General features: G+C 67.1%; 18 protein-coding genes and 2 pseudogenes. 16 read left to right on the top strand and 4 right to left on the bottom strand.

Annotation, left to right across the window (positions count from 1 at the left end):
• Window positions 1-64: 64 nt before the first annotated feature.
• The 3 genes and pseudogenes from A9X00_RS11905 to A9X00_RS11895 form a co-directional block, all read left to right on the top strand.
• A pseudogene (locus A9X00_RS11905) lies at window positions 65-796 on the top strand (thiolase family protein); the annotation flags it as partial.
• A 7-nt stretch (window positions 797-803) separates the two neighbouring features.
• The gene (meaB, locus tag A9X00_RS11900) at window positions 804-1,691 is read left to right on the top strand and encodes a methylmalonyl Co-A mutase-associated GTPase MeaB (protein ID WP_067153115.1); all 888 of its coding nucleotides are present in this window, start codon (window positions 804-806) and stop codon (window positions 1,689-1,691) included.
• 47 nt (window positions 1,692-1,738) lie between these two features.
• Window positions 1,739-2,113: a limonene-1,2-epoxide hydrolase family protein gene (locus A9X00_RS11895; RefSeq protein WP_067153135.1), complete on the top strand. Its 375-nt coding sequence runs from the start codon at window positions 1,739-1,741 to the stop codon at window positions 2,111-2,113.
• A gap of 8 nt (window positions 2,114-2,121) precedes the next feature.
• On the opposite strand, the gene A9X00_RS11890 is transcribed toward A9X00_RS11895, so the two are convergent.
• Together A9X00_RS11890 and A9X00_RS11885 are read right to left on the bottom strand one after the other, a co-directional pair.
• Window positions 2,122-3,753 (bottom strand): FAD-dependent oxidoreductase, encoded by a 1,632-nt coding sequence (locus A9X00_RS11890; RefSeq protein WP_067153114.1) that lies wholly within the window; start codon window positions 3,751-3,753, stop codon window positions 2,122-2,124.
• A gap of 26 nt (window positions 3,754-3,779) precedes the next feature.
• Entirely contained in the window at window positions 3,780-4,445 is a 666-nt protein-coding gene (locus tag A9X00_RS11885; protein ID WP_067153112.1) for an IclR family transcriptional regulator, read from the bottom strand.
• A 128-nt stretch (window positions 4,446-4,573) separates the two neighbouring features.
• On the opposite strand from A9X00_RS11885, the gene A9X00_RS11880 reads away from it, so the two are divergent.
• The 8 genes and pseudogenes from A9X00_RS11880 to A9X00_RS11845 all read left to right on the top strand — a co-directional run bounded on the left by A9X00_RS11880 (window position 4,574) and on the right by A9X00_RS11845 (window position 13,734).
• Window positions 4,574-5,437, top strand: a complete 864-nt coding sequence (locus tag A9X00_RS11880) for an alpha/beta fold hydrolase (RefSeq protein ID WP_067153110.1) — start codon at window positions 4,574-4,576, stop codon at window positions 5,435-5,437.
• Entirely contained in the window at window positions 5,437-7,140 is a 1,704-nt protein-coding gene (locus tag A9X00_RS11875) for a bifunctional 3-(3-hydroxy-phenyl)propionate/3-hydroxycinnamic acid hydroxylase (protein ID WP_067153108.1), read from the top strand. Before A9X00_RS11880 ends, A9X00_RS11875 begins: the two co-directional genes overlap by 1 nt.
• Window positions 7,088-8,005 (top strand): 3-carboxyethylcatechol 2,3-dioxygenase, encoded by a 918-nt coding sequence (locus tag A9X00_RS11870; protein WP_067153106.1) that lies wholly within the window; start codon window positions 7,088-7,090, stop codon window positions 8,003-8,005. The genes A9X00_RS11875 and A9X00_RS11870 overlap by 53 nt, the downstream gene beginning before the upstream one ends.
• Window positions 8,002-9,754: pseudogene (locus A9X00_RS11865) on the top strand (FAD-binding protein). Before A9X00_RS11870 ends, A9X00_RS11865 begins: the two are co-directional and overlap by 4 nt.
• A 3-nt stretch (window positions 9,755-9,757) precedes the next feature.
• Window positions 9,758-11,062 carry an LLM class flavin-dependent oxidoreductase gene (locus A9X00_RS11860; RefSeq protein WP_067153103.1) on the top strand — a complete coding sequence of 435 codons (1,305 nt, stop codon included), beginning with the start codon at window positions 9,758-9,760 and terminating at the stop codon, window positions 11,060-11,062.
• Between the two features lie 20 nt (window positions 11,063-11,082).
• Window positions 11,083-11,919 carry a coniferyl-alcohol dehydrogenase gene (locus tag A9X00_RS11855; RefSeq protein ID WP_067153101.1) on the top strand — a complete coding sequence of 279 codons (837 nt, stop codon included), beginning with the start codon at window positions 11,083-11,085 and terminating at the stop codon, window positions 11,917-11,919.
• Window positions 11,907-12,899, top strand: a complete 993-nt coding sequence (locus tag A9X00_RS11850; RefSeq protein WP_067153099.1) for a cyclase family protein — start codon at window positions 11,907-11,909, stop codon at window positions 12,897-12,899. The genes A9X00_RS11855 and A9X00_RS11850 overlap by 13 nt, the downstream gene beginning before the upstream one ends.
• Before the next feature lie 13 nt (window positions 12,900-12,912).
• On the top strand, window positions 12,913-13,734 hold the full coding sequence (locus A9X00_RS11845) for an alpha/beta fold hydrolase (RefSeq protein ID WP_067153097.1): 822 nt from the start codon (window positions 12,913-12,915) through the stop codon (window positions 13,732-13,734).
• Here A9X00_RS11845 and A9X00_RS11840 read toward each other — a convergent pair.
• On the bottom strand, window positions 13,731-15,308 hold the full coding sequence (locus tag A9X00_RS11840; RefSeq protein ID WP_067153096.1) for a multicopper oxidase family protein: 1,578 nt from the start codon (window positions 15,306-15,308) through the stop codon (window positions 13,731-13,733). The genes A9X00_RS11845 and A9X00_RS11840 overlap by 4 nt on opposite strands.
• Before the next feature lie 37 nt (window positions 15,309-15,345).
• Entirely contained in the window at window positions 15,346-16,113 is a 768-nt protein-coding gene (locus tag A9X00_RS11835) for an SDR family oxidoreductase (RefSeq protein ID WP_067153094.1), read from the bottom strand.
• A 136-nt stretch (window positions 16,114-16,249) separates the two neighbouring features.
• Here A9X00_RS11835 and A9X00_RS11830 point away from each other — a divergent pair, with 136 nt between their 5' ends.
• The 5 genes from A9X00_RS11830 to A9X00_RS11810 all read left to right on the top strand — a co-directional run bounded on the left by A9X00_RS11830 (window position 16,250) and on the right by A9X00_RS11810 (window position 20,477).
• A complete protein-coding gene (locus A9X00_RS11830) occupies window positions 16,250-17,059 on the top strand; it encodes an SDR family NAD(P)-dependent oxidoreductase (protein WP_067153092.1) in 810 nt (269 codons plus the stop codon).
• A 67-nt stretch (window positions 17,060-17,126) separates the two neighbouring features.
• Entirely contained in the window at window positions 17,127-17,804 is a 678-nt protein-coding gene (locus A9X00_RS11825; protein WP_067153090.1) for a TetR family transcriptional regulator, read from the top strand.
• 10 nt (window positions 17,805-17,814) lie between these two features.
• Window positions 17,815-18,009 carry a ferredoxin gene (locus tag A9X00_RS11820; protein WP_067153088.1) on the top strand — a complete coding sequence of 65 codons (195 nt, stop codon included), beginning with the start codon at window positions 17,815-17,817 and terminating at the stop codon, window positions 18,007-18,009.
• Window position 18,010: 1 nt separating this feature from the next.
• Window positions 18,011-19,255: a cytochrome P450 gene (locus tag A9X00_RS11815; RefSeq protein WP_067153086.1), complete on the top strand. Its 1,245-nt coding sequence runs from the start codon at window positions 18,011-18,013 to the stop codon at window positions 19,253-19,255.
• A gap of 160 nt (window positions 19,256-19,415) precedes the next feature.
• A complete protein-coding gene (locus tag A9X00_RS11810) occupies window positions 19,416-20,477 on the top strand; it encodes an amidohydrolase family protein (protein WP_197515140.1) in 1,062 nt (353 codons plus the stop codon).
• Window positions 20,478-20,481: the final 4 nt, after the last annotated feature.

The raw sequence follows: 20,481 nt of genomic DNA, 5'->3' as shown, positions 1-20,481 counted from the left end.
ACCTGAATTCGCGACCGTGGGGAGGTGGATGCCGAGTTCACGCCGCCGGCGATGACGAGCTGATCCATCCCGGCCCGACGCACCGAACATGGACATGTCGATCACCGTCGGTTGGAACGCCGCGGTCAAGGCGGGCGTGACTCGCGAGGAGATGGACGCGTGGGCGCTGCGGTCGCACCGTAACGCCATCGCCGCGATCGACGAGGGCCGCTTCAAGGAAGAGGTCGTCCCGATCGAGACGCCCCACGGGCTGTTCTCGGTCGACGAGCACCCGCGCCGCGACACCACCCTGGAGAAGCTCGCCGCGCTCAAGCCGCTGCATCCGGAGATCGAGGGCTTCTCGATCACGGCCGGCAACGCCTGCGGCGCCAACGACGGTGCGGCCGCGCTGACCATCGCGAGCGACACCCTCGGCCTGCCGGCGCTGGCCACCGTGCGGTCCTGGGCGTCCGTCGGCGTGGATCCGGCCATCACCGGATTGGCTCCCGTCGAAGCGATACCGAAAGCGCTTGCCCGCGCGAGCCTTTCGATCTCGGACGTGGACCTGTTCGAAATCAACGAGGCCTTCGCGGCAATGTGCGTGGCCACCATCAAGCTGCTCGACCTGGACCCCGACAAGGTCAACGTCAGCGGCAGCGGCTGCTCACTAGGCCACCCCGTTGCGGCCACCGGGGCCCGGATGCTGGTCACGCTGGTGCACGAATTGCGCCGCCGCGGCGGCGGAATCGGGGTTGCGGCCATGTGCGCGGGCGGCGGAATGGGTTCCGCGACGGTCATCGAGGTCGCTGCGCCATAATGCGCACATGACGATCGCCGACCTGATCGCGGGTGCGCGCAACGGATCTCCGCGCGCGGCGGGTCGGCTGCTCAGCCTCGTCGAAGGCGATCGGCGGGACGAGGTGCTGGCGAGCATCGGGCCGGCAACCGCGCTGAAGGTCCGCGTCATCGGCATCACCGGGCCGCCGGGCGCGGGCAAGTCGACGACGGTCGGCGCCCTGGTCGGCGCCTACCGCGAACGCGGGAGCCGGGTGGCGGTGCTGGCCGTGGACCCCTCGTCGCCGTTCAGCGGCGGGGCGCTGCTAGGCGACCGGATCCGAATGACCGCGCATATCAACGACTCCGACGTCCTAATCCGTTCGGTGGCGACCCGCGGTCACATCGGGGGGCTGGCCGCGGCGGTTCCTGCGGCCATCCGGCTGCTGGGCGCCATCGGGTATGACGTGGTGCTGCTGGAGACGGTGGGAGTGGGCCAGTCGGAGATCGAAATCGCCGCCGTCGCCGACCCGACCGTCGTCATCCTCAATCCCGGTGCGGGTGACGCCGTGCAGGCGGCCAAGGCGGGCGTGCTCGAAGTCGCCGACATCGTCGCGGTCAACAAGGCCGACCGGGAGGGCGCGGAGCAGACCGTGCGGGACCTGCGCGCCGAGACCAAAGCCCCGATCGTCAGCCTCATCGCCGCCCGGGGCGAGGGTGTCGCCGAGCTGGTGGCCGCCATCGAGGACCACCACCGCACCGACAGCCGGGAGCGCCGGTTGGCGCGGGCCCGAGCGCAGATCCTGTCGATGGCGCAAACTCGACTGCGGACCCAGCCGGGTCTCGACCGGCTCGCCGAGGCGGTGGTCGACGGCCACGACGATCCGTACACGGCGGCCCAAAAGCTGCTTTCTTCCCCGACGGAACCAGGGGATTAACCACCACGCCCCTTGCCATGCCGCATCTGGGTGTGTTGCATGAAAACATGACACGTTCCGCCGATGAGCTGGTAACCGAATTCTGCAAACGCTGGGCATCCCCCGATCCGGACGAGCTGGCGGGCTATTTCACCGAAGACGCGGTGTACCACAACATCCCGATGGATCCGGTGCGGGGTCGCCAGGCGATCAAGGATTTCATCGCGGGGTTCCTCGCCGCCTTCGACGGCATCGACTTCAACGTTCATCGGCAGGTCAGCGACGGCACCCTGGTGATGAACGAACGCACCGACGTGATGCGCCGCAAGGATGGCGCGACCTTCCCGTTGCCGGTGATGGGCGTGTTCGAGGTGCAGGACGACCGCATCGTCGCGTGGCGCGACTACTTCGACATGGCGACCATCACCAGCGCATTCGGCTAGCAATCCTGCTACTGGAGATCGACGGATTTCCCGGTCGCGGCGGCATGACCGGCGCGATAACCGAAAACCATTGCGGGGCCGATTGTTCCACCCGCCCCGCCATAGGCCCGTCCGGTCACGCCGGCCATCGCGTTGCCCGCGGCGAACAGGCCCGGTATCGGGTCGCCGCCGACGTGCAGGACGCGGGCGTCGGCGTCGGTGCGCGGGCCGCCCTTGGTCCCCATGGCGCCGATGGACACCGGCACGGCGTAGTACGGCGCGGTGTCGATCGGTCCGAGGGTCTTGCCGGCGAGGGTGGTGGCGCTGTCGTCGCCCCAATAGCCGTCGTACGCGCTGGAGCCGCGCCCGAAGTCGGGATCGGCGCCGGCGGCCACGTTCCGGTTCCAGTTCTCGATGGTGTGGGCAAGGCCGTCGGCGTCGATGCCGGTCTTCGCGGCCAGCTCGGCGAGATCGGCCGATTCGCAGAACCAGTCCGGAACCGCTTGCCCCGGTTCGACTCCCAGGAAGCCATACCGTTGCAGGTGGACCGAGTCGAACACCATCCATCCGCGATCGTTGACATAGCCCCCGCGGGGGTCGAGGTACTGGAAGGCGCCGGCCATCGAGTTGTAGTCGGATGCCTCGTTGACGAACCGACGCCCGGCGGAGTTGACGATGATGCTCCGCGGTCGAGTGCGTTCCAGCCGGACGCTGCGGCTTCGTGGCTTTCCGTCGATGGTGTCCCCCGGAATTTGCACGATCGGCACCCACCAGGCCTCGCCCATGTTTGCCAGATCCGCCCCCTGCGACATCGCCATCCGGAGCCCGTCACCGGTGTTGTTCGGCGGGGAAACGGCGCCGTGCATGGGACCGCGCAGAAATGCCTGGGTGAGAACGGGATCCCACTCGAAGCCGCCGGTTCCCAGGATGACCCCGCGGCGCGCGCGCACCCGAATGGTCTGTCCCGGCAACGCGATCTGGACCCCGATGACCTCCCCGCCTTCGGCGATCAGCTGCTCGGCGCGGGCGTCGACGTGAACCGTCGCGCCGGCCTCCAGCACGCCGTCGAGCAGGCCGGCGATCAGCGCGGCACCGGCGACGCACAGGTTGCCGGGTTGTTCGTCCACCGCAGCATCCAGGCGCGACGCGTGCAAGCGCGCCAGCGTCTCGGCGTCGAAACCCACATTGGAGAAATCGATCGGAAACGCCGTGATCCGGGTTGCCCACTCGCCCAATCGATTCAGGTTGAATGGCGCCGGGATGTGCGATCGGCCGCCGCCCGGCCGCCCCCCGGGCAACTCGGGCCGGTAGTCGGGGAAGCCGGTGGCGATCTCGAAGCGCAGGTTGCTGTTGGCCTCGACGAAGTCGAGCATCGCAGGGCCGGTCCGCACGAACGTTTCGACCAAACCGTCATCCATCGCGCCGAGAGCCTGCGCGCGCAGGTATCGCAATGCGTCCGCGACCGTCAATTCTCCTTCGGGAGAACGGTTATGTGCGGGGATCCACACCACGCCGCCGGACACCGCGGTGGTGCCGCCGACGGTGGTCGCCTTCTCGAAGACCTCCACCGTCGCGCCGGCCACCGCTGCCGTCAGCGCCGCGGTGAGGCCGGCGCCGCCGCTGCCGAGCACGACGACATCGACTTCACGGTCCCAGGACATGGATGGTTATCCCTTCAGCTCGATGGCTAGCTCAACAGCTCCGACAACTGCTTCGCCGCGGTGATGACCGCGTCTTTGCCGCGCATCACGACGTCCTCCCGGTGCGAAATGAGGTTGATGCAGGTCGGCGGGGACGGCGCCGGGCGGTTGACCGGGACGGCCAAACCGTAGGTGTTCGGTTCGATCTCGCCGTAGGTGATCACCCAGCCGCACTCGCGAGTTTTCGTCACCAGCTCTCGCTCGCCCGGGCGCGGTGGCATGTTCGCGAGCAAGGCGATTCCCGCGGCGCCGCGGTCCAGCGGATATCGACTGCCCTCGTGGAAGGACAGTTGGTAGGCGACGTGACTGGGCACGATCACCGCGATCGCTACCTGCTGATCGCCCTCGGCGATGAGCAGCGACACGGTGGTGCTCAGATCGTCGGCCAGCGCGCGCAGGATCGGCAGGCTGACCTGTCGCACGTTGCGGTCGAACGACGCGCCGAGCACCGCCAGGCCGGCCGCCGGCCGGTAGCGCCCGTCTTCTCCCTTGGCCACCAACCGAAAGTCGGTGAGCGTGGAAAGAAGTCGGTAGGCGATGGTGCGGTGCACCCCGAGCTGGTCGGCCAGTTGCTGCATGGTCAGCCCATTGGGGGAGTCGGCCACCATCTGCAGCGCCGTGAGCCCCCTGGCCAGGGTCTGGGAGCCCGTCATGACCTTGACAGACCCGCACGGGGGAGCGAAGCTCTATACATAGCGCACATCAGTGTGCGATATTAGCACACATCGTAGGCCAAAGACGAGAACAAAATTTCCCACTACCAGTAGGCGTGAGAGGAACCGTGGCGGAATTCGAGAGCATATGGAGCGATCTCCAGGGTGTCGCGTTTTCGCAGGGCTACCTCCATGCCGGGGGAGTGCGCACCCGCTACCTGCGCGCCGGCGATTCGGGCAAGCCGGTGCTGGTGTTCCTGCACGGGTCCGGTGGCCACGCGGAGGCATACGTTCGGAACCTGGCCGCGCACGCAGAGCATTTCTGGACGTGGTCCATCGACATGCTGGGCCACGGCTATACCGACAAACCGGGTCACCCGCTAGAGGTCGGCCACTACGTCGACCACCTGCTGGAGGTGCTGCGCGCCATCGGGGTCGATCGCGCCAGCGTGAGCGGTGAATCGCTCGGGGGCTGGGTGGCGGCGCGAGTCGCCATCGACCATCCCGACGTGGTCGACCGCCTGGTCCTCAACACGGCCGGCGGCTCCCAGGCCGACCCGGAGGTGATGAAGCGGATCATCACGCTGTCCATGGCCGCCGCCGAGAATCCGACCTGGGAGACGGTCCAAGCACGGATCAAATGGTTGATGGCCGACAAGTCCAAGGACTACGACGACCTGGTCGCCAGCCGCCAACGGGTTTACCGCCAACCGGGATTCGTCGACGCCATGCGCGACATCATGGCCCTGCAGGATCCCGAGATCCGGGCCCGCAACATCATCTCCCCGGACGAGTACGGCTCGATCAGCGCGCCGACTCTGGTGTTGTGGACCAGTGATGACCCGACCGCCGACGTGACCGAGGGCCGCCGGATCGCGTCGATGATTCCCCACGCGCGCTTCGAGCTGATGCCCGGCTGCGGCCACTGGCCGCAATACGAGGACGCCAAGACCTTCAACCGCCTCCATCTCGACTTCCTGCTGGGCCGGTGATGGTCGCGGTGGAGCCGGGGGTCGACGTCGAGGTTCTCGTCGTCGGTGCCGGCCCGGTGGGCCTGACGCTGGCCAATATCCTTGGCCTGCAAGGCGTTCGCACCCTGGTGGTCGACGAACGGGACACGCTCATCGACTATCCCCGCGGGGTCGGGCTGGACGACGAGGGGCTGCGCACCTTCCAGTCGATCGGCCTGGTCGACCGCATCCTGCCGCACACCGTCCCGAACCAGATCCTTCGCTTCGTCGACGCCAAGCGTCGCGTGCTCGCCGAAATGGCGCCTCCCGACGCGCGTTTCGGCTGGCCCAAACGCAACGGGTTCGTGCAACCGCTGGTCGACGCCGAATTGCTGCGCGGTCTGGACAGGTTCCCTCACGTCGAGGTGCGGTGGGAACGGCCCATGACGGCCTGCCAACAGGACGGCGACGCGGTGACCGTCGAGCTCGGCGGCGACGGCGGCGCATCCACCGTGCGGGCCCGCTACGTCGTCGGGTGCGACGGTGGCCGCAGCATGACCCGGCGGACGATGGGCGTGTCGTTCGACGGGACGACGTCCTCGACGCGCTGGCTGGTGGTCGACGTCGCCAACGATCCGCTCGGCCACCCGAACAGCGAAGTGGGGGCCGACCCCGAACGGCCCTACGCGTCCATCTCGATCGCGCACGGAATTCGCCGCTTCGAGTTCATGATTCACGGCGACGAGTCCGACGAGCAGGCCGAGGATCCGGCGTTTCTGCGCCAGATGCTGTCGCGGATGGTCCCGCACCCCGACCGGGTCGACGTGATCCGGCGCCGCGTCTACACCCATCACTCGCGGATCGCCGGCGCGTTCCGTTCGGGCCGGCTGCTGTTGGCCGGCGACGCCGCGCACCTGATGCCGGTGTGGCAGGGGCAGGGCTATAACAGCGGGATCCGCGATGCGTTCAATCTGGGCTGGAAGCTCGCCGCCGTGGTGCGCGGCCTGGCCGACGACGCATTGCTGGATACGTACGACATCGAGCGCCGCAAGCATGCGCGGGCGATGATCGACCTGTCCACCATGGTCGGCCGCGCCATCTCCCCGACCAACCGCCGGGTGGCCGGTCTGCGCGATGTCCTGGTGCGCTCGGCGTCAATTGTGCCTTCGCTCAAGCGGTATGTGCTGGAAATGCGGTTCAAGCCGATGCCGCGCTACGACCAGGGGGCCGTCGTGCACACCGAGCCCGGACGGGCCGACTCTCCGGTCGGCACGCTGTTCATCCAGCCCCGCGTCGACACCCGTACCGAGCAGGATGTGCTGCTGGACGACGTGCTGGGCAACTGGCTGGCCGTCGTGTGCTGGAACAACAACCCGCGCAAAATCCTTGGGGACACGGCGTTTGAGAGCTGGAAAGGCCTGGGCGCGAGGTTCTTTGCGTTGCGCCCGCTGACCCAGCTGCACTGGACCGGGCACGACGACCCCGACGTCGTGATCGTCGGCGACCGCAACGGCGGGCTGAAGGCGTGGTTCGACACCCATCAGGAATCGGTGCTGTTCCTGCGGCCCGACCGGTGCATCGCCGGTGCGTGCATCGCCCAGCGCGCGCCGGAGCTGAGCGACCGCCTGTTCGACGCGCTCGCACTGAAGGCGGGAGGGGGTGATTTGCCAAGTGACACTGGCTCTGTGCTGTATGTCGCACAGCCCGCTGCTGAATCTTCCGGGGCCGTCGCGGGACCTGCTTGACGACATCGAAGGCGCGATCGCCCGAGCGCGAGAATTCGTGCGGGACTACCGGCCCGATCTCGTCGTGACGTTCTCCCCGGACCACTACAACGGGTTCTTCTACAAGGTGATGCCGCCGTTCTGCATCGGCACCAGCGCCAACGGCGTGGGGGATTACGGCACCTACGCCGGGCCGCTGGACGTCCCGGAAGACCTGGCCAACGAATGCGCCAACGCGGTTCTGGGTGCCGGGGTCGACGTGGCGGTGTCGGCCAGCATGGACGTCGATCATGGCACCGTCCAGCCGCTGGAAAAGCTTTTCGGCGACGCCACCGCGCGGCCGGTGATACCGATCTTCCTCAACGCCGTCGCCGCACCGCTGGGGCCGTTGCACCGGTGCCGGGCGCTGGGCACGGCGCTGGGCGACTACCTGGCCACCCTGGACAAGCGGGTCCTGCTGTTGGGATCGGGAGGACTTTCCCACAGCCCCCCGGTGCCGACGCTTGCGACCGCGCCAGCCCCGGTGCTGGAGCGGATCGTGCATGGCCGGCCGATGACGCCGGAGCAGCGGCAAGCCCGGCAGCTCGCCGTGATCGACGCGGCCAAAACCTTCGCGGCCGGCGACAGTGCGCTGCAACCGCTCAACCCGGCGTGGGACCACCGATTCCTCGAGATCATCGACAGCGGAAGGCTTTCCGAGCTCGATCACTGGTCCAACTCGTTTATCGCCCACGAGGGCGGCAGCTCCGCCCAGGAGATCAGAACATGGGTGGCGGCGTTTGCGGCCCTGCAAGCCGCCGGGCCATACCGGACGACGCTGCAGTACTACAAACCGGCTCCCGAGCTGATCGCCGGTTTCGCCATCCGGACGGCAGTGCCGCAATGACGTCATCGTTCTCGGACACCTCCGGCGTTTACGACCACATCGTCGACGTCCTCGTCGTCGGCTCCGGCGGCGGCGGGATGACGGCGGCGCTGACCGCGCACGCGTCGGGACTGGAAACCCTGGTGGTGGAGAAGTCCTCCCACTTCGGTGGCTCCACCGCCCTTTCGGGTGGGGGCATCTGGGTTCCCGGCGCACCGGCGCAGCGCAGGGAGGGCTATGCGCCGTCGCCCGAAGGGGTGGCCGAGTACTTGCGGCGGATCACCGAAGGTCTGGTCGACGACGCACGGATACGTCAGTACGTCGATTCCGCGCCGCGGATGCTCGAGTTCCTCGAGAACCTCTCGGGCTGGTGCGAGTTCGTCTGGAAGCCGGGGTATGCCGATTACTACCCGGAGCTGCCCGGCGGCTCCGAGCTCGGCAGCACGATCAATGTACCCCCCATCGACCTGCGCAAGCTGGGCCCCGACGAGCAGAAGCTGCTGGCGCCGTTGGCGCTCGCACCCAAGGGAATCTGGCTGGGCCCCAAGGAGCTTCGGACCTTCTACCGGATCAGGCAGTCCTGGGCCGGCAAGGGCGTGCTGCTGAAGCTGATCGCGCGGATGGTCCGGGCCAGAGTGTTCGGTGAGCGGATGGCGGCGATCGGCCAGTCGTTGGCCGCCCGGCTCAGGCTGGCCATGCGGGAACGCGGTGTCCCGCTGTGGTTGGACTCGCCGATGGTCGAACTGCTCACCGACGCCGGCGGCGCGGTGACCGGGGTCGTGGTGGAGCGCAACGGCGCCGCCCAGCGGGTCGGTGCGCGGCGCGGTGTCATCCTGGCCTCGGGCGGCTTCGACCACGACCTCGCCTGGCGCAAAGAGCAATTGCCGGTCATCGAGCAGGATTGGAGCTTCGGCAACCCCGCCGCCATGGGCGACGGCATCCGCGCGGGCGAGAAGGTGGGCGCCGCAACCGAACTGCTGGACGAGGCGTGGTGGTTCCCGGCGATCCAGTGGCCGGACGGGCGGATGCAATTCATGCTCAACGAGCGGATGATGCCCGCGCAGTTCATCGTCAACGGCGACGGAAAACGCTTCATCAACGAGGCGGCGCCCTACATGGACTTCGGCCACGCCATGATCGACGGCCAGAAGTCCGGGGTGACCCACATCCCGTGCTGGCTCATCACCGATCACCGGTCGTGGAACCGGTATGTCATCGGCGGTCATCTCCCGATCCCGAAGATCCCCGGCGCGCCGGTGCCCACCGGCCGCAAGGTTCCCGCCGCCTGGCTGGAATCGGGCGTCGTCAAAGCGGCCATGACGTGGGACGAAATGGCCGCCAAGATAGGAGTACCGGCACGTCAACTTTCCGAAACTGCAAGCCGCTTCAACGAACTCGCGCGCAAGGGGCACGACGACGATTTCAACCGCGGCGACAGCGTCTACGACAACTACTACGGCGATCCGACCCTGCCCAACCCGAACCTGTATCCGCTGGGCAAGCCGCCGTACTACGCATTCCGGATTGTGCTGGGCGACCTGGGCACATCGGGTGGCCTGCGCGTCGACGAACACGCCCGCGTGCTGCGGCCCGACGGCACCGTGGTGCGGGGGCTCTACGCGGTGGGCAACACGTCGGCCCCGGTCATGGGCCGCAGCTATGCCGGGGCCGGGGCGACCATCGGCCCGGCCATGACGTTCGGCTACGTGGCCGCCAAACACCTTGCGGCCCAGCCTGACAGACAGAGCCCTTAACTCATATGGGAGGTAATCAATGAAAATTTCGCTGTTCTACGAGTTCGCCCTGCCGCGTCCGTGGGCGCCGGACGACGAACACGTCCTGTTGCAGGACTGCCTGGACGAGGTGGAGGCCGCCGACAAGGCCGGGTTCTCGACGGTCTGGCTGACCGAGCATCACTTCCTCGAGGAGTACTGCCATTCCACCGCGCCGGAGATCTTCCTGGCGGCGGCCAGTCAGCGGACCAAGAACATCCGGCTGGGGTTCGGGATCATGCACCTGCTGCCCGCGGTCAATCACCCCGCGCGAGTGGCCGAACGCATCGCCACCATCGACCTGCTCTCCAACGGGCGCGTCGAGTTCGGCACGGGGGAAGGGTCCTCCGTCGGCGAACTCGGGGGATTCGACGTCGACCCCGCCGACAAGCGCGCCCAGTGGGAAGAGGCGCTCGAAGTCTCGATCCGATGCATGATCGAGGAGCCGTTCACGGGTTTCAAGGGCGACCAAATCCAGATGCCGCCCCGCAACGTCATTCCCAAGCCGCTGCAAAAGCCGCATCCCCCGGTCTGGGTCGCCTGCACGCGGCCGGCCAGCGTGCTGATGGCCGCCCAAAAATGCATCGGGGCACTGAGTTTCGCTTACACGGGTCCCGGTCCGCTGACGGAACGGGTCAACGGCTACTACAAGGAATTCGAGGAGAACGGCGTGCCCGTCACGCCGCGGATCAACCCGAACATCCTGGCCATCGGCGGGGACCTGTCGATGATGGTCGCCAAGACCGAAGAGGAGGCGCTGCAACGCCTGGGGCAGGGCGGCGGATTCTTTTCGTTCGGCATCATGCACTACTACCTGACCGGGATGCACGTCCCCGGCCGGACCGGGGTGTGGAAGCGCTACCTCGAAGAGGTCGAGAAGGACCCGACGCTGGCCTACGGCCCGGGGCGGGGCGCGATCGGGTCACCGGACACCGTGCGCGAATTCCTGCGCGGCTACGAGGAGAGCGGCGTCGACGAGATCATCCTGCTGCTCAACCCGCGCAGCCACGAGGGCACCATGGAATCCATTGAGCTGATGGGCAAGGAGGTGCTGCCGGAGTTCATCGAGCGCGACGCCAAGGCGGTGGCCGACAAGGCCAAGCGGCTCGAGCCCGTCATCGAGAAGGTGGAGGCGCGCCGGCCGAAGTCCACCGCACCGCTGTTCGACGAAACCTACGCCTTCGGCGGCCTGCCCACCGGCCGTGACAAGTTCACCGCCAGCGAGATCCCCGAGGCCATGGCGGAGATCAACGAGGGCCGGGTCCAGGCGGCGCAGCGCGCGAAGGAACAAGAGAACGGCAAGTGACGCCGAAAGCGGATTGAGCCGTGGGACAGATCGACGAGCTGTGGCGCTACGACGGTCGGCGTGCCGTGGTGACCGGGTGCGCATCGGGCATCGGCGAGCAGGTGGTGCGCCAGCTCACCGAACTCGGGGCCGACGTCGTCGGGCTGGACAAGCGCCGCCCGGCGTTCGAGCTCAACGGGTTTCACGAGGTGGACCTCGCCGATCCGGCCTCGATCGATCGGGCGGTGGCCTCTGTCGAGGGGCCGGTCGACGCGCTGTTCAACGTGGCCGGCGTCTCGTCCGGGATCGGCGACCCCCCGCTCGTCGTCACCATCAACTTCCTTGGACTGCGGCAGCTCACCGAGGCGCTGATCGACAAGATGCCCGCGGGGTCGTCGATCGTCAGCGTCTCGTCACTGGCTGCGGCGGCGTACCGCGACCACCTGGGGTCGGTGGCGCCGCTGCTGAACACCGCGACGATGACCGAAGGTATCGACTGGTGCCGTGCGCACCCCGATGCCTTGGCCGGCGGCGGCTACCAATTGTCCAAAGAGGCGATCATCCTTTACACCATGCGACAAGCCGCACCCCTTGGCGCGCGGGGCATCCGCATCAATTGCACCGGCCCCGGCGTCACCGAAACCCCGATCCTCGACCAGCTGCGCACCGCGTACGGGCAGGGCTTCCTCGACGACATTCCCAAGCCGTTGGGCCGCGTTTCGGAGCCGGCCGAACAGGCCTCGGTTTTACTGTTTCTCAACAGCCGAGCGGCCAGCTACATCACCGGCCAGGTGGTGTGGGTCGACGGCGGAAACGTGGGCGCGGCGATTGCGCGTGAACTCTCGGAGGTACAGGAAGGAGCGCCGTGGCCAACGTAACCGACTTCCGGCGGGTCGCTCGCGACGTCTCCAACTGGGGGCGGTGGGGGGCCGACGACGAGTTGGGCACGCTGAACTTCATCACCGCCGACAAGGTCGCGCACGCCGCGAGCCTGGTTCGGCACGGCAAGGTCTTTCCGCTCGGCGTGGACTTCGGCGCCTCGGGACCGCAGGGCGCCTTCGAATTTCGGCACAATCCCGTGCACGTCATGACGGTGGACGGCGGCGACGTCCACACGCTCACCAAATACGGGCCCGACTGGGCACGCAACCCGCTGGCCAAGCAACTGAGCGCCTACATGACGGCCGACAATCCGTTCCGCTTCAACGACGACATGATCATCATGCCGTTGCAGGCCGCCAGCCAATGGGATGCGCTGTCGCACGTCTACTACGACAGTCAGCTCTACAACGGCTTTCCGGCGGATTCGGTGACCAGCATGGGGGCCTTCCACTGTGGCATCGACAAGGTCGACGGCAAGGGCATCACCTCACGCGGCGTGCTGCTGGACCTGGTCCGCCATCGCGGCGCGGATGTCTTCCTCGAGGCGGGAAACCCGATCACTCCCGAGGATCTGGACGACGTGGTCCGCGCGCAGGGGGTGACGGTCGGCCGGGGCGACATCGTGCTGATCCGGACCGGTTGGTGGGCAAGGTTTCTGGAGACCGGCAACAAGCTGGAGGGCTACTCGGGATTGGACTGGCGGTGCGCTTCGTGGCTGCACGACCACGAGATCGCGGCGGTCGCGGCCGACAACCTCCAGGTCGAGGACCTGGTCTCCGGTGTCGAGGGGATTACCTTCCCCCTGCATCTGCTTTGCCTGCGTGACATGGGGATGATGTTCGGCGAGTACTGGGACCTCACCGCGTTGGCGGACGACTGCGCGGCCGACGGCGTGTACGAGTTCCAGCTCGTCGCCCCGCCCCTGAGAGTCGTTGGCGCCGTGGGCTCCCCGGTGAATCCGATCGCGATCAAGTAGGGAAGGCGGGCGATTGGAGATTCACCGCAAGACCCTGCTGGTCGACGGCCTGCTCACCAGCTATCTGGAGGCGGGCGAGGGCGACCCGGTGGTGCTGCTGCACGGCGGCGAATTCGGCGCCAGCGCCGAGCTCGGTTGGGAACGCAACATCGCCGCCCTGGCCGCGCGGTACCGGGTCCTGGCACCGGATCAGCTCGGGTTCGGGCAGTCGGCGAAGGTCATCGACTTCGTCGAAGGGCGCCGGATGCGGATTCGGCACGTGGCGCGATTCTGCGAGGAGCTTGGAGTCGGCTCCGCGCATTTCGTCGGCAACTCGATGGGCGCCATCAACCTGCTCACCGACGCCACCTCGGACGCGCCGCTGCTGCCCGCACGCAGCCTGGTGATCATCTGCGGGGGAGGCGAGATCCAGCAGAACCGGCATTTCGATGCACTGCAGCAATACGACGCGACGCTGCCGGCGATGCGCCGCGTCGTCGAGGCCCTGTTCTACGACCCCGGCTACCCGGCGGACGAGGACTACGTGCGGCGCCGTTACGAGTCGAGCACCGCGCCCGGCGCCTGGGAGGCGGTGGCGGCGGCCCGATTTCGCCGCCCCGACGCCGCGCCATCCTCGACCCCGTCGACCGCGCGCGCCTACGAGCGCATCAACGTGCCGACGCTGGTCATCGAAGGCGGGGACGACAAACTCCTCCCGTCCGGCTGGGCAGCCCAGATCGCGAAGCAGATCGACGGTGCCCGCTCGGTGGTGGTGGCCAAGGCCGGTCACTGCCCACAAATCGAACGGCCCGCCGCGGTCAACGAGTTGCTGCTCGACTTCCTCGCAACCGTCTAGAAGGTGTACTCGAGCCGGGTCTGCATGCCGGCTTCCTGGTGATAGGTGTTGTGGCAGTGCAACTGCCACACGCCGGGGTTGTCGGCGACGAGCACGGCGAGCACCTTCTGCTTGGGCAGCACGATGACGGTGTCCTTGCGCGGGCCGGGGCTGCCGTCGGCCTTGATCAGCTGGTAGGTGTGGCCGTGCAGGTGGATCGGGTGATACATCATCGTGGGGTTGTCGAACGTGATCGTGGGCCGTTCGCCCTCGCGGACGTGCAGCGGATCCGTCTGGCTGTACGGTCTGCCGTTGATCATCCAGTTGTACTGCATCATGTTGCCGCCCAACACGACCGGAAGATTGAGGTCGGGCTGCGGCCGACCCAGGTTGACAGGCGTTGTGGCCGTGAACATGTCGATGGTTCCGACCCGCTGGTTGAGTTCGGCCGGCTGAAACCCCGCGTCGGGTGGGCTGCCCGTCCCGGTGGACAGCAGCGCGCGCGCCAGGGCGTTCTTCCCCTCCGCCAGCGCGACCAGCGGGAAGACGCCGTCGGCGGCGGTCACGATGACGTCGTAGCGTTCGGCCATGCCGATGAGCAGGGCATCGACCCGGGTGGGTACGACCGGAAATCCATCGGTGTGCGTCACCGTCATCGAATGGCCGGCCAGCGCGACGCGGAACGCGGTGTCCGAGCCGGTATTGATGAAACGGATCCTGATGCGCTGGCCCGGCTTCGCATTGAACGTGGTGGGCGCCGCGGGAATTCGGCCGTTGATCAGGTAGTAGGGGTAGCCGATGTCTCCGGCGTCGCCGCCGAGTAGATCGCTCTTTGTGCCGCCGTTGTCGGACATGCCAGGCATCTCCGGCATGCCGGATGTCGGCGTCGTCGAGCGCGTAGAGGTGCTCGGGGACGTCAAGGTCGTCGATGTCGTGGGCATGCCGGGTCTGCTGGGCTTGTCGGGGCTCGTTAGTTCGTTGTAGAGCTGCTGGGGAGTCTTGCCGACGCCGTCGGTCCAATCATCAAGGACGACAATCCATTCGGCGTCGTAATTGCCCTCGCTCGGATCGTCGACGATGACCGGCAGATAGAGCCCCTTGTCGGCGTTCAGCCCAACGTGCGGATGGCCCCAGTAGGTGCCCGAATTGGGGACGGAGAACCGGTAGGTGAAGTCCTGGCCGGCCGGAATGTTGGCGCTGGCGGGCGCGGCGCCGTCCATGTCGTTGCGAAGCGCGATGCCGTGCCAATGCACCGACGTCGGGGAGGCCAGCTGGTTTGAGACGGTGACGACGAGCTCGTCGCCGATCTTGGCGCGGATCAGCGGTCCCGGGATGGTGTTGCCGAAGGCCATCGTGCTGACGACGGGTCCACCCAGGTCGATCTCCGCCTGCTGGGGCGTCAGGCTGGCGGTGACGGTGCGCCCGCTGTGCGGCCGGATCTTCTCGGCCTCGGTGATGGCGGCGGCCATTTGGGCGGACGCGCTCGAGCCCTGGGACTTGGATTGGCTGCATGCTGCCAGCGCCAAGCCGCTGGTGATGCCAGCGGCCATGAAGCCGCGGCGGGTGAGCCGCGTCGCGTCGAAGGGGACGGGCATTGAGCGCTCCTCGTCTCGGGTCAAATCATCCCGGCGCCTAATGCGCGGCGCTGGAACTCCGGGACGCGATCCAGTCGGCAAAGCGGGTGGGGTAGATCGTCGCGTCCTCGCTGTCGAGCGGAACGATGGTGTGCTCGTCCAGCGCGGTACCGAAGTACTGCGCCGCGGGGTCTCCCACCACTTCGCGCGGATCGTTCGACGCGGCCAGCGCGGTCCGGATGAACTCGGCCATGCCGGATTTTTCGGGGCCGGCGATGTTGGTGATGCCGTTGGTCGGACCGCTGATCGTTGCGCCGGTGACGGCCGTGGCGACGTCCTTGGCGGCGATGGGCTGAAACGCCCCGTTCGGCAGGCGGACCGTGTTGCCGTCGGTTGCCGAATCGGCGATGGCGGTGACGAATTCGAAGAACTGCGTCGCCCGCACGATCGAATACGGGTTTCCCGACTCCTCGATCAGTTTCTCCTGGGCGACCTTGGCCCGCATGTAGCCGCTGTCCGGGGCGCGGTCGGCACCCACAATCGAGAGCGCGACGTGGTGCGGGACACCGGCCGCGCGCTCCGCGGCGAGAATGTTTCGCGTCGACGCGGTGAAGAACTCCATCACCGGGTCGTCGTCGAAGGACGGCGAGTTGGACACGTCGACCACCGTGTGCACGCCCGCCACCGCTTCGGCGAGACCCTCTCCGGTGACAGCGTTGACGCCCGAACGCGGTGAGGCCGAGATCGCCTCGTGTCCCATCTCGGTCAGATTCGCGATGACCTGCGAGCCGATGAGCCCGGTGCCGCCGATGACCAAAACCTTCATGTTCGAGCCTTCCCGAGATAGCCGATGAACCGGTGGGTTCAGCATTCCACTTCCGCCCGAATGCTGATAGGCAGCCCGGAAGCGCGCTTAAATCAATTGCTTGACTTAACGCCGCCGACGCCGATTAACTCGTCGTGTGGTCAACGATCTGGCGGGCAAGGTAGCCGTAGTCACCGGCGGCGCTTCCGGTATCGGTCGCGGCATCGTGCACAGGTTCGTGGAAGAGGGCGCACGCGTCGTCATCGCGGACGTCGAAGCCGCGAGGGGCAAAGAGCTGGCGGCGGAGCTGGGGCCCGACGCGGCCTTCCGGCGAACTGACGTCTCCGATGTGGACCAGGTCGGGGCGCTGGTGGCTGCGGCCGTGGAGAGGTTCGGCGGTTTGCATGTGATGGTGAACAACGCGGGCGTCTCGAGCAAGATGCATCGGCGGTTCTTCGACGACGACCTGGCCGACTTCCACCGCGTCATGGCGGTCAACGTGTTGGGGGTGATGGCGGGCACCCGGGATGCCGCGCGGCACATGGCCGAGCACGGCGGCGGTTCGATCATCAACATCAGCTCGATCGGCGGGATCCAAGCCGGCGGCGGCGTGATGGCCTATCGCGCGTCCAAGGCGGCCGTCAACCAATTCACCAAATGCGCCGCAATCGAATTGGCACACTACGAGGTTCGGGTCAACGCGATCGCGCCGGGCAACATCCCCACGCCCTTGGTGTCGAAGTCGGCGTTGGACATGGATCGGGAGGAACTCGAGCGGTTCGAGGCGTCGATTCGCCAAACGATGCGGGACGACCGGCCGCTGAAGCGCGAGGGCACGCCCGACGACGTCGCCGAGGCGGCCCTGTACTTCGCCAGCGACCGGTCGCGCTACGTCACGGGAACCGTGCTGCCGGTGGACGGCGGGACGGTCGCGGGCAAGGTCATCCGGTCCAAGCGCAGGGAATGACCGCCTTCGGCCGACGAATTTAAATCAAGCGCTTGACTTAAACTGATCGACGAGGTTGACTAGCGGAATGACCACCGCAGGCAGGACCGTTCGGACCGAGCGGGCCAGCTCCACCCAGGAGGCGATCCTGGCGGCCGCCGAGCGGCTATACGCCGAGCACGGCATGTTCGCCGTGTCGAACCGCCAGGTCAGCGAGGCCGCCGGTCAGGGCAACAACGCCGCGGTGGGCTATCACTTCGGTACCAAGGCCGACCTGGTCCGCGCCATCGAGGAGAAACACCGCGGTCCCGTCGAGCAGCTGCGCGAACAGATGGTGGCCGAGCTGCTGGAATCGGGCACCCACGATGGTCGGGTCGCCGAGATGCGGGACTGGGTGGCTTGCCTGGTGCGCCCGCTCACCGACCACCTGGCGGAGCTGGGGAACCCCACCTGGTACGCGCGCTTCGCCGCGCAGGCGATGACCGACCCGGCGTACTACAACATCATCGTCAAGGGCGCGCTCAGCTCGCCGTCGCTGGTGCAGGTCGTCGACGGGATCAACGGCTGCCTGCCCGACCTGCCGGCCGAGGTGCGGTTCGAGCGCAACATCATGGCCCGCAACCTGTTGATGCACACCTGCGCCGACCGCGAACGCGCGCTGGCGGCGGGTTCCACGATGCACCAATCGTCTTGGCGCGCCGCCGCAGCCGGCCTCATCGACGCGATCGTGGGCCTGTGGCTGGCGCCCGTGACGCCGGACGAGTAGGGGCCTCCGAATGAAAGTGACCGTCGACCAGAACATCTGCGCATCCTCGGGCAACTGCGTCATGAACGCGCCCGAGGTGTTCGACCAGCGCGACGACGACGGTGTCGTCGTGTTGCTCAATCCGAATCCATCACCCGAGCAGGCCGAGGGCGCGCGCCGCGCGGCTGCGGCGTGCCCCGCGCTGGCCATCCACATCGAGGAATGAAATGTCAGACACCCTGACGAGCACCGAGACCAAAGCGGATCCGCAGATCCCGGACTACCCGATGGCGCGCGATGCCCGCTGCCCCTTTGCGCCGCCGCCGGACGTCATGGCGCTCGCCGAGACCAAGCCGCTGTCCAGGGTTCGGATCTGGGACGGCAGCACGCCGTGGCTCATCACGGGCTACGACCAAGTGCGCGAACTGTTTTCCGACTCCCGGGTCAGCGTCGACGACCGGGCGCCAGGATTTCCGCACTGGAACGCGGGCATGCTGGCCACGGTGCACAAGCGCCCGCGGTCGGTCTTCACGTCCGACGGCGAGGAACACACCCGATTCCGGCGCATGCTGTCAAAGCCCTTCACCTTCAAGCGGGTTGAGGGGCTGCGGCCGAACATCCAGCAGATCACCGACGACCACATCGACGCGATGCTGGCCGGCCCCAAGCCGGCCGACATCGTCAGCGCCATCGCGCTGCCGGTCCCGTCGCTGGTGATCAGCGAGCTGCTCGGGGTGCCATACGAGGACGCGGAGATGTTTCAGCACCACGCCACTGTCGGGCTCGCGCGGTATGCGACGGGGGAGGACACCGCCAAGGGCGCGATGAGCCTGCACAAATACCTTAGCCAGCTGGTCGAGGCCAAAATGGAAAACCCGGCCGAGGACGCGGTGTCGGATCTGGCCGAGCGGGTCAAGGCCGGGGAGCTCAGCGTGAAGGAGGCCGCCCAGTTGGGCACCGGGTTGCTGATCGCCGGGCACGAGACGACCGCGAACATGATCGGGCTCGGCGTGCTCGCGCTGCTCGAAAATCCCGACCAGTTGGCCGTCATCCGCGACGCCGACGACCCCAAGATCGTCGCCAATGCGGTCGAGGAATTGTTGCGCTACCTCAGCATCATCCAGAACGGCCAGCGCCGGGTCGCATTGGAAGACATCACCATTGCCGGAGAGGTCATCCGCGCCGGCGAAGGCATCATCATCGACCTGGCTCCGGCGAACTGGGATTCGCACGCCTTCACCGAGCCCGATCGGCTATACCTGCACCGGTCCGGGGCCGATCGCAATGTCGCGTTCGGTTATGGCAGGCATCAGTGCGTGGGACAACAGCTGGCCCGCGCGGAGCTGCAGATCGTCTTTCCGAGACTGTTCCGCCGCATCCCCACGCTGGAGTTGGCGATCCCGTTCGAGGAAGTGCCCTTCAAGGAGGACCGGCTCGCCTACGGCGTGTACGAACTGCCGGTCACCTGGTGAGATCTTTAAGCAAGCAGCCCGAAATGTCGATCCGAATGGAGAGTCAACGATGACGACACAGACCAGCGCCCCGTCGCTTTACCCGCCCGGAGGCTTTGGCGCACCGAAGGATCGCCGTGGGCACGCGGGCGGCGTCAACGTCGGCCTGCCGGAGGGCACCGTGGTGTTCTCCGCGGACAACCACATCTCCCTGGCCGACGACATCTTCTACCAACGCTTTCCCGACGACCTCAAGGACAAGGCACCGCGAATCTGGTACGAGGACGGCGCATACCAGGTCGGGCGTAAGGGTCAATCCTTCCTCCCCGGCGACTTCAGCGCGGTGCTGATGCAGTACGACGACCTGCCCGGGGCCGCGAGCACCAACATCGAGGCCCGGATCCAGGAGCTGCACGACGACGGCGTCGACAAAGAGCTCGCGTTCCCCAACGCGGTGCTCGCGCTTTTCCACTACCCGGACAAGCAACTTCGCGAGCTCACGTTCCGCATCTACAACGAATACATCGCGGAGCTCCAGGACCGCTCGGGCGGCCACTTCTACGGCGCCGGTCTGATCAACTGGTGGGACCCGAAGGGCACGCGGAAGACGTTGGACGAGCTGAAGTCCTTGGGAATCAAGACATTCCTGATGCCGCTGAATCCCGGCAAGGACGACGACGGCAACCCGATCGACTACTCGAGCACGTCGATGGATCCCGTCTGGGACGAGATCGAGGCGTCGGGCCTCCCGATCACACACCACATCGGTGAGACCCCGCCGAAAAGCCCGACTGAGTTCAACAGCGTGGTCGTCGGCATGATGATCAACATCGACGGCTTCCGAGAAACGTTCGCCAAGTATATCTTTGGCGGCATCCTCGACCGGCACCCGACGTTGCGCCTCGGTTGGTTCGAGGGCGGGATCTCCTGGGTTCCCTGGGCGCTGCAGGACGCCGAGCATTTGGTGGCCTCCTATCAGCACATGTTCAACCGGCCGCTGGAGCACGACGTGCGCTACTACTGGGACAACCACATGAGCGCGTCGTTCATGGTCGATCCGCTGGGCCTGGAGCTGATCGACAAGATCGGGGTGGACAGGGTGATGTGGTCCAGCGACTATCCGCACAACGAAAGCACCTACGGCTACTCGGAGAAGTCGCTGGCGGCGGTCGTCGACGCGGTCGGACCCGAGAACGCGGTGCGGATCGTCAGCGGCAACATCACCAAATTCCTGGGCCTGTAGGGGT

The organism is Mycobacterium sp. 1245805.9 (assembly GCF_001672915.1).
GTDB lineage: Bacteria > Actinomycetota > Actinomycetes > Mycobacteriales > Mycobacteriaceae > Mycobacterium.
The sequence above is the reverse complement of the archived record's forward strand: the minus strand, read 5'-3'. Positions and strand labels throughout refer to the sequence as shown.

What these genes read in the sequence shown, in the direction of transcription:
- meaB (WP_067153115.1), top strand. Translation starts at nt 804, where the DNA reads ATGACGATCGCCGACCTGATCGCGGGTGCGCGCAACGGATCTCCGCGC.
- A9X00_RS11895 (WP_067153135.1), top strand. Translation starts at nt 1,739, where the DNA reads ATGACACGTTCCGCCGATGAGCTGGTAACCGAATTCTGCAAACGCTGG.
- A9X00_RS11890 (WP_067153114.1), bottom strand. Translation starts at nt 3,753, where the DNA reads ATGTCCTGGGACCGTGAAGTCGATGTCGTCGTGCTCGGCAGCGGCGGC.
- A9X00_RS11885 (WP_067153112.1), bottom strand. Translation starts at nt 4,445, where the DNA reads ATGACGGGCTCCCAGACCCTGGCCAGGGGGCTCACGGCGCTGCAGATG.
- A9X00_RS11875 (WP_067153108.1), top strand. Translation starts at nt 5,437, where the DNA reads ATGGTCGCGGTGGAGCCGGGGGTCGACGTCGAGGTTCTCGTCGTCGGT.
- A9X00_RS11870 (WP_067153106.1), top strand. Translation starts at nt 7,088, where the DNA reads ATGTCGCACAGCCCGCTGCTGAATCTTCCGGGGCCGTCGCGGGACCTG.
- A9X00_RS11860 (WP_067153103.1), top strand. Translation starts at nt 9,758, where the DNA reads ATGAAAATTTCGCTGTTCTACGAGTTCGCCCTGCCGCGTCCGTGGGCG.
- A9X00_RS11840 (WP_067153096.1), bottom strand. Translation starts at nt 15,308, where the DNA reads ATGCCCGTCCCCTTCGACGCGACGCGGCTCACCCGCCGCGGCTTCATG.
- A9X00_RS11835 (WP_067153094.1), bottom strand. Translation starts at nt 16,113, where the DNA reads ATGAAGGTTTTGGTCATCGGCGGCACCGGGCTCATCGGCTCGCAGGTC.
- A9X00_RS11825 (WP_067153090.1), top strand. Translation starts at nt 17,127, where the DNA reads ATGACCACCGCAGGCAGGACCGTTCGGACCGAGCGGGCCAGCTCCACC.
- A9X00_RS11820 (WP_067153088.1), top strand. Translation starts at nt 17,815, where the DNA reads ATGAAAGTGACCGTCGACCAGAACATCTGCGCATCCTCGGGCAACTGC.
- A9X00_RS11815 (WP_067153086.1), top strand. Translation starts at nt 18,011, where the DNA reads ATGTCAGACACCCTGACGAGCACCGAGACCAAAGCGGATCCGCAGATC.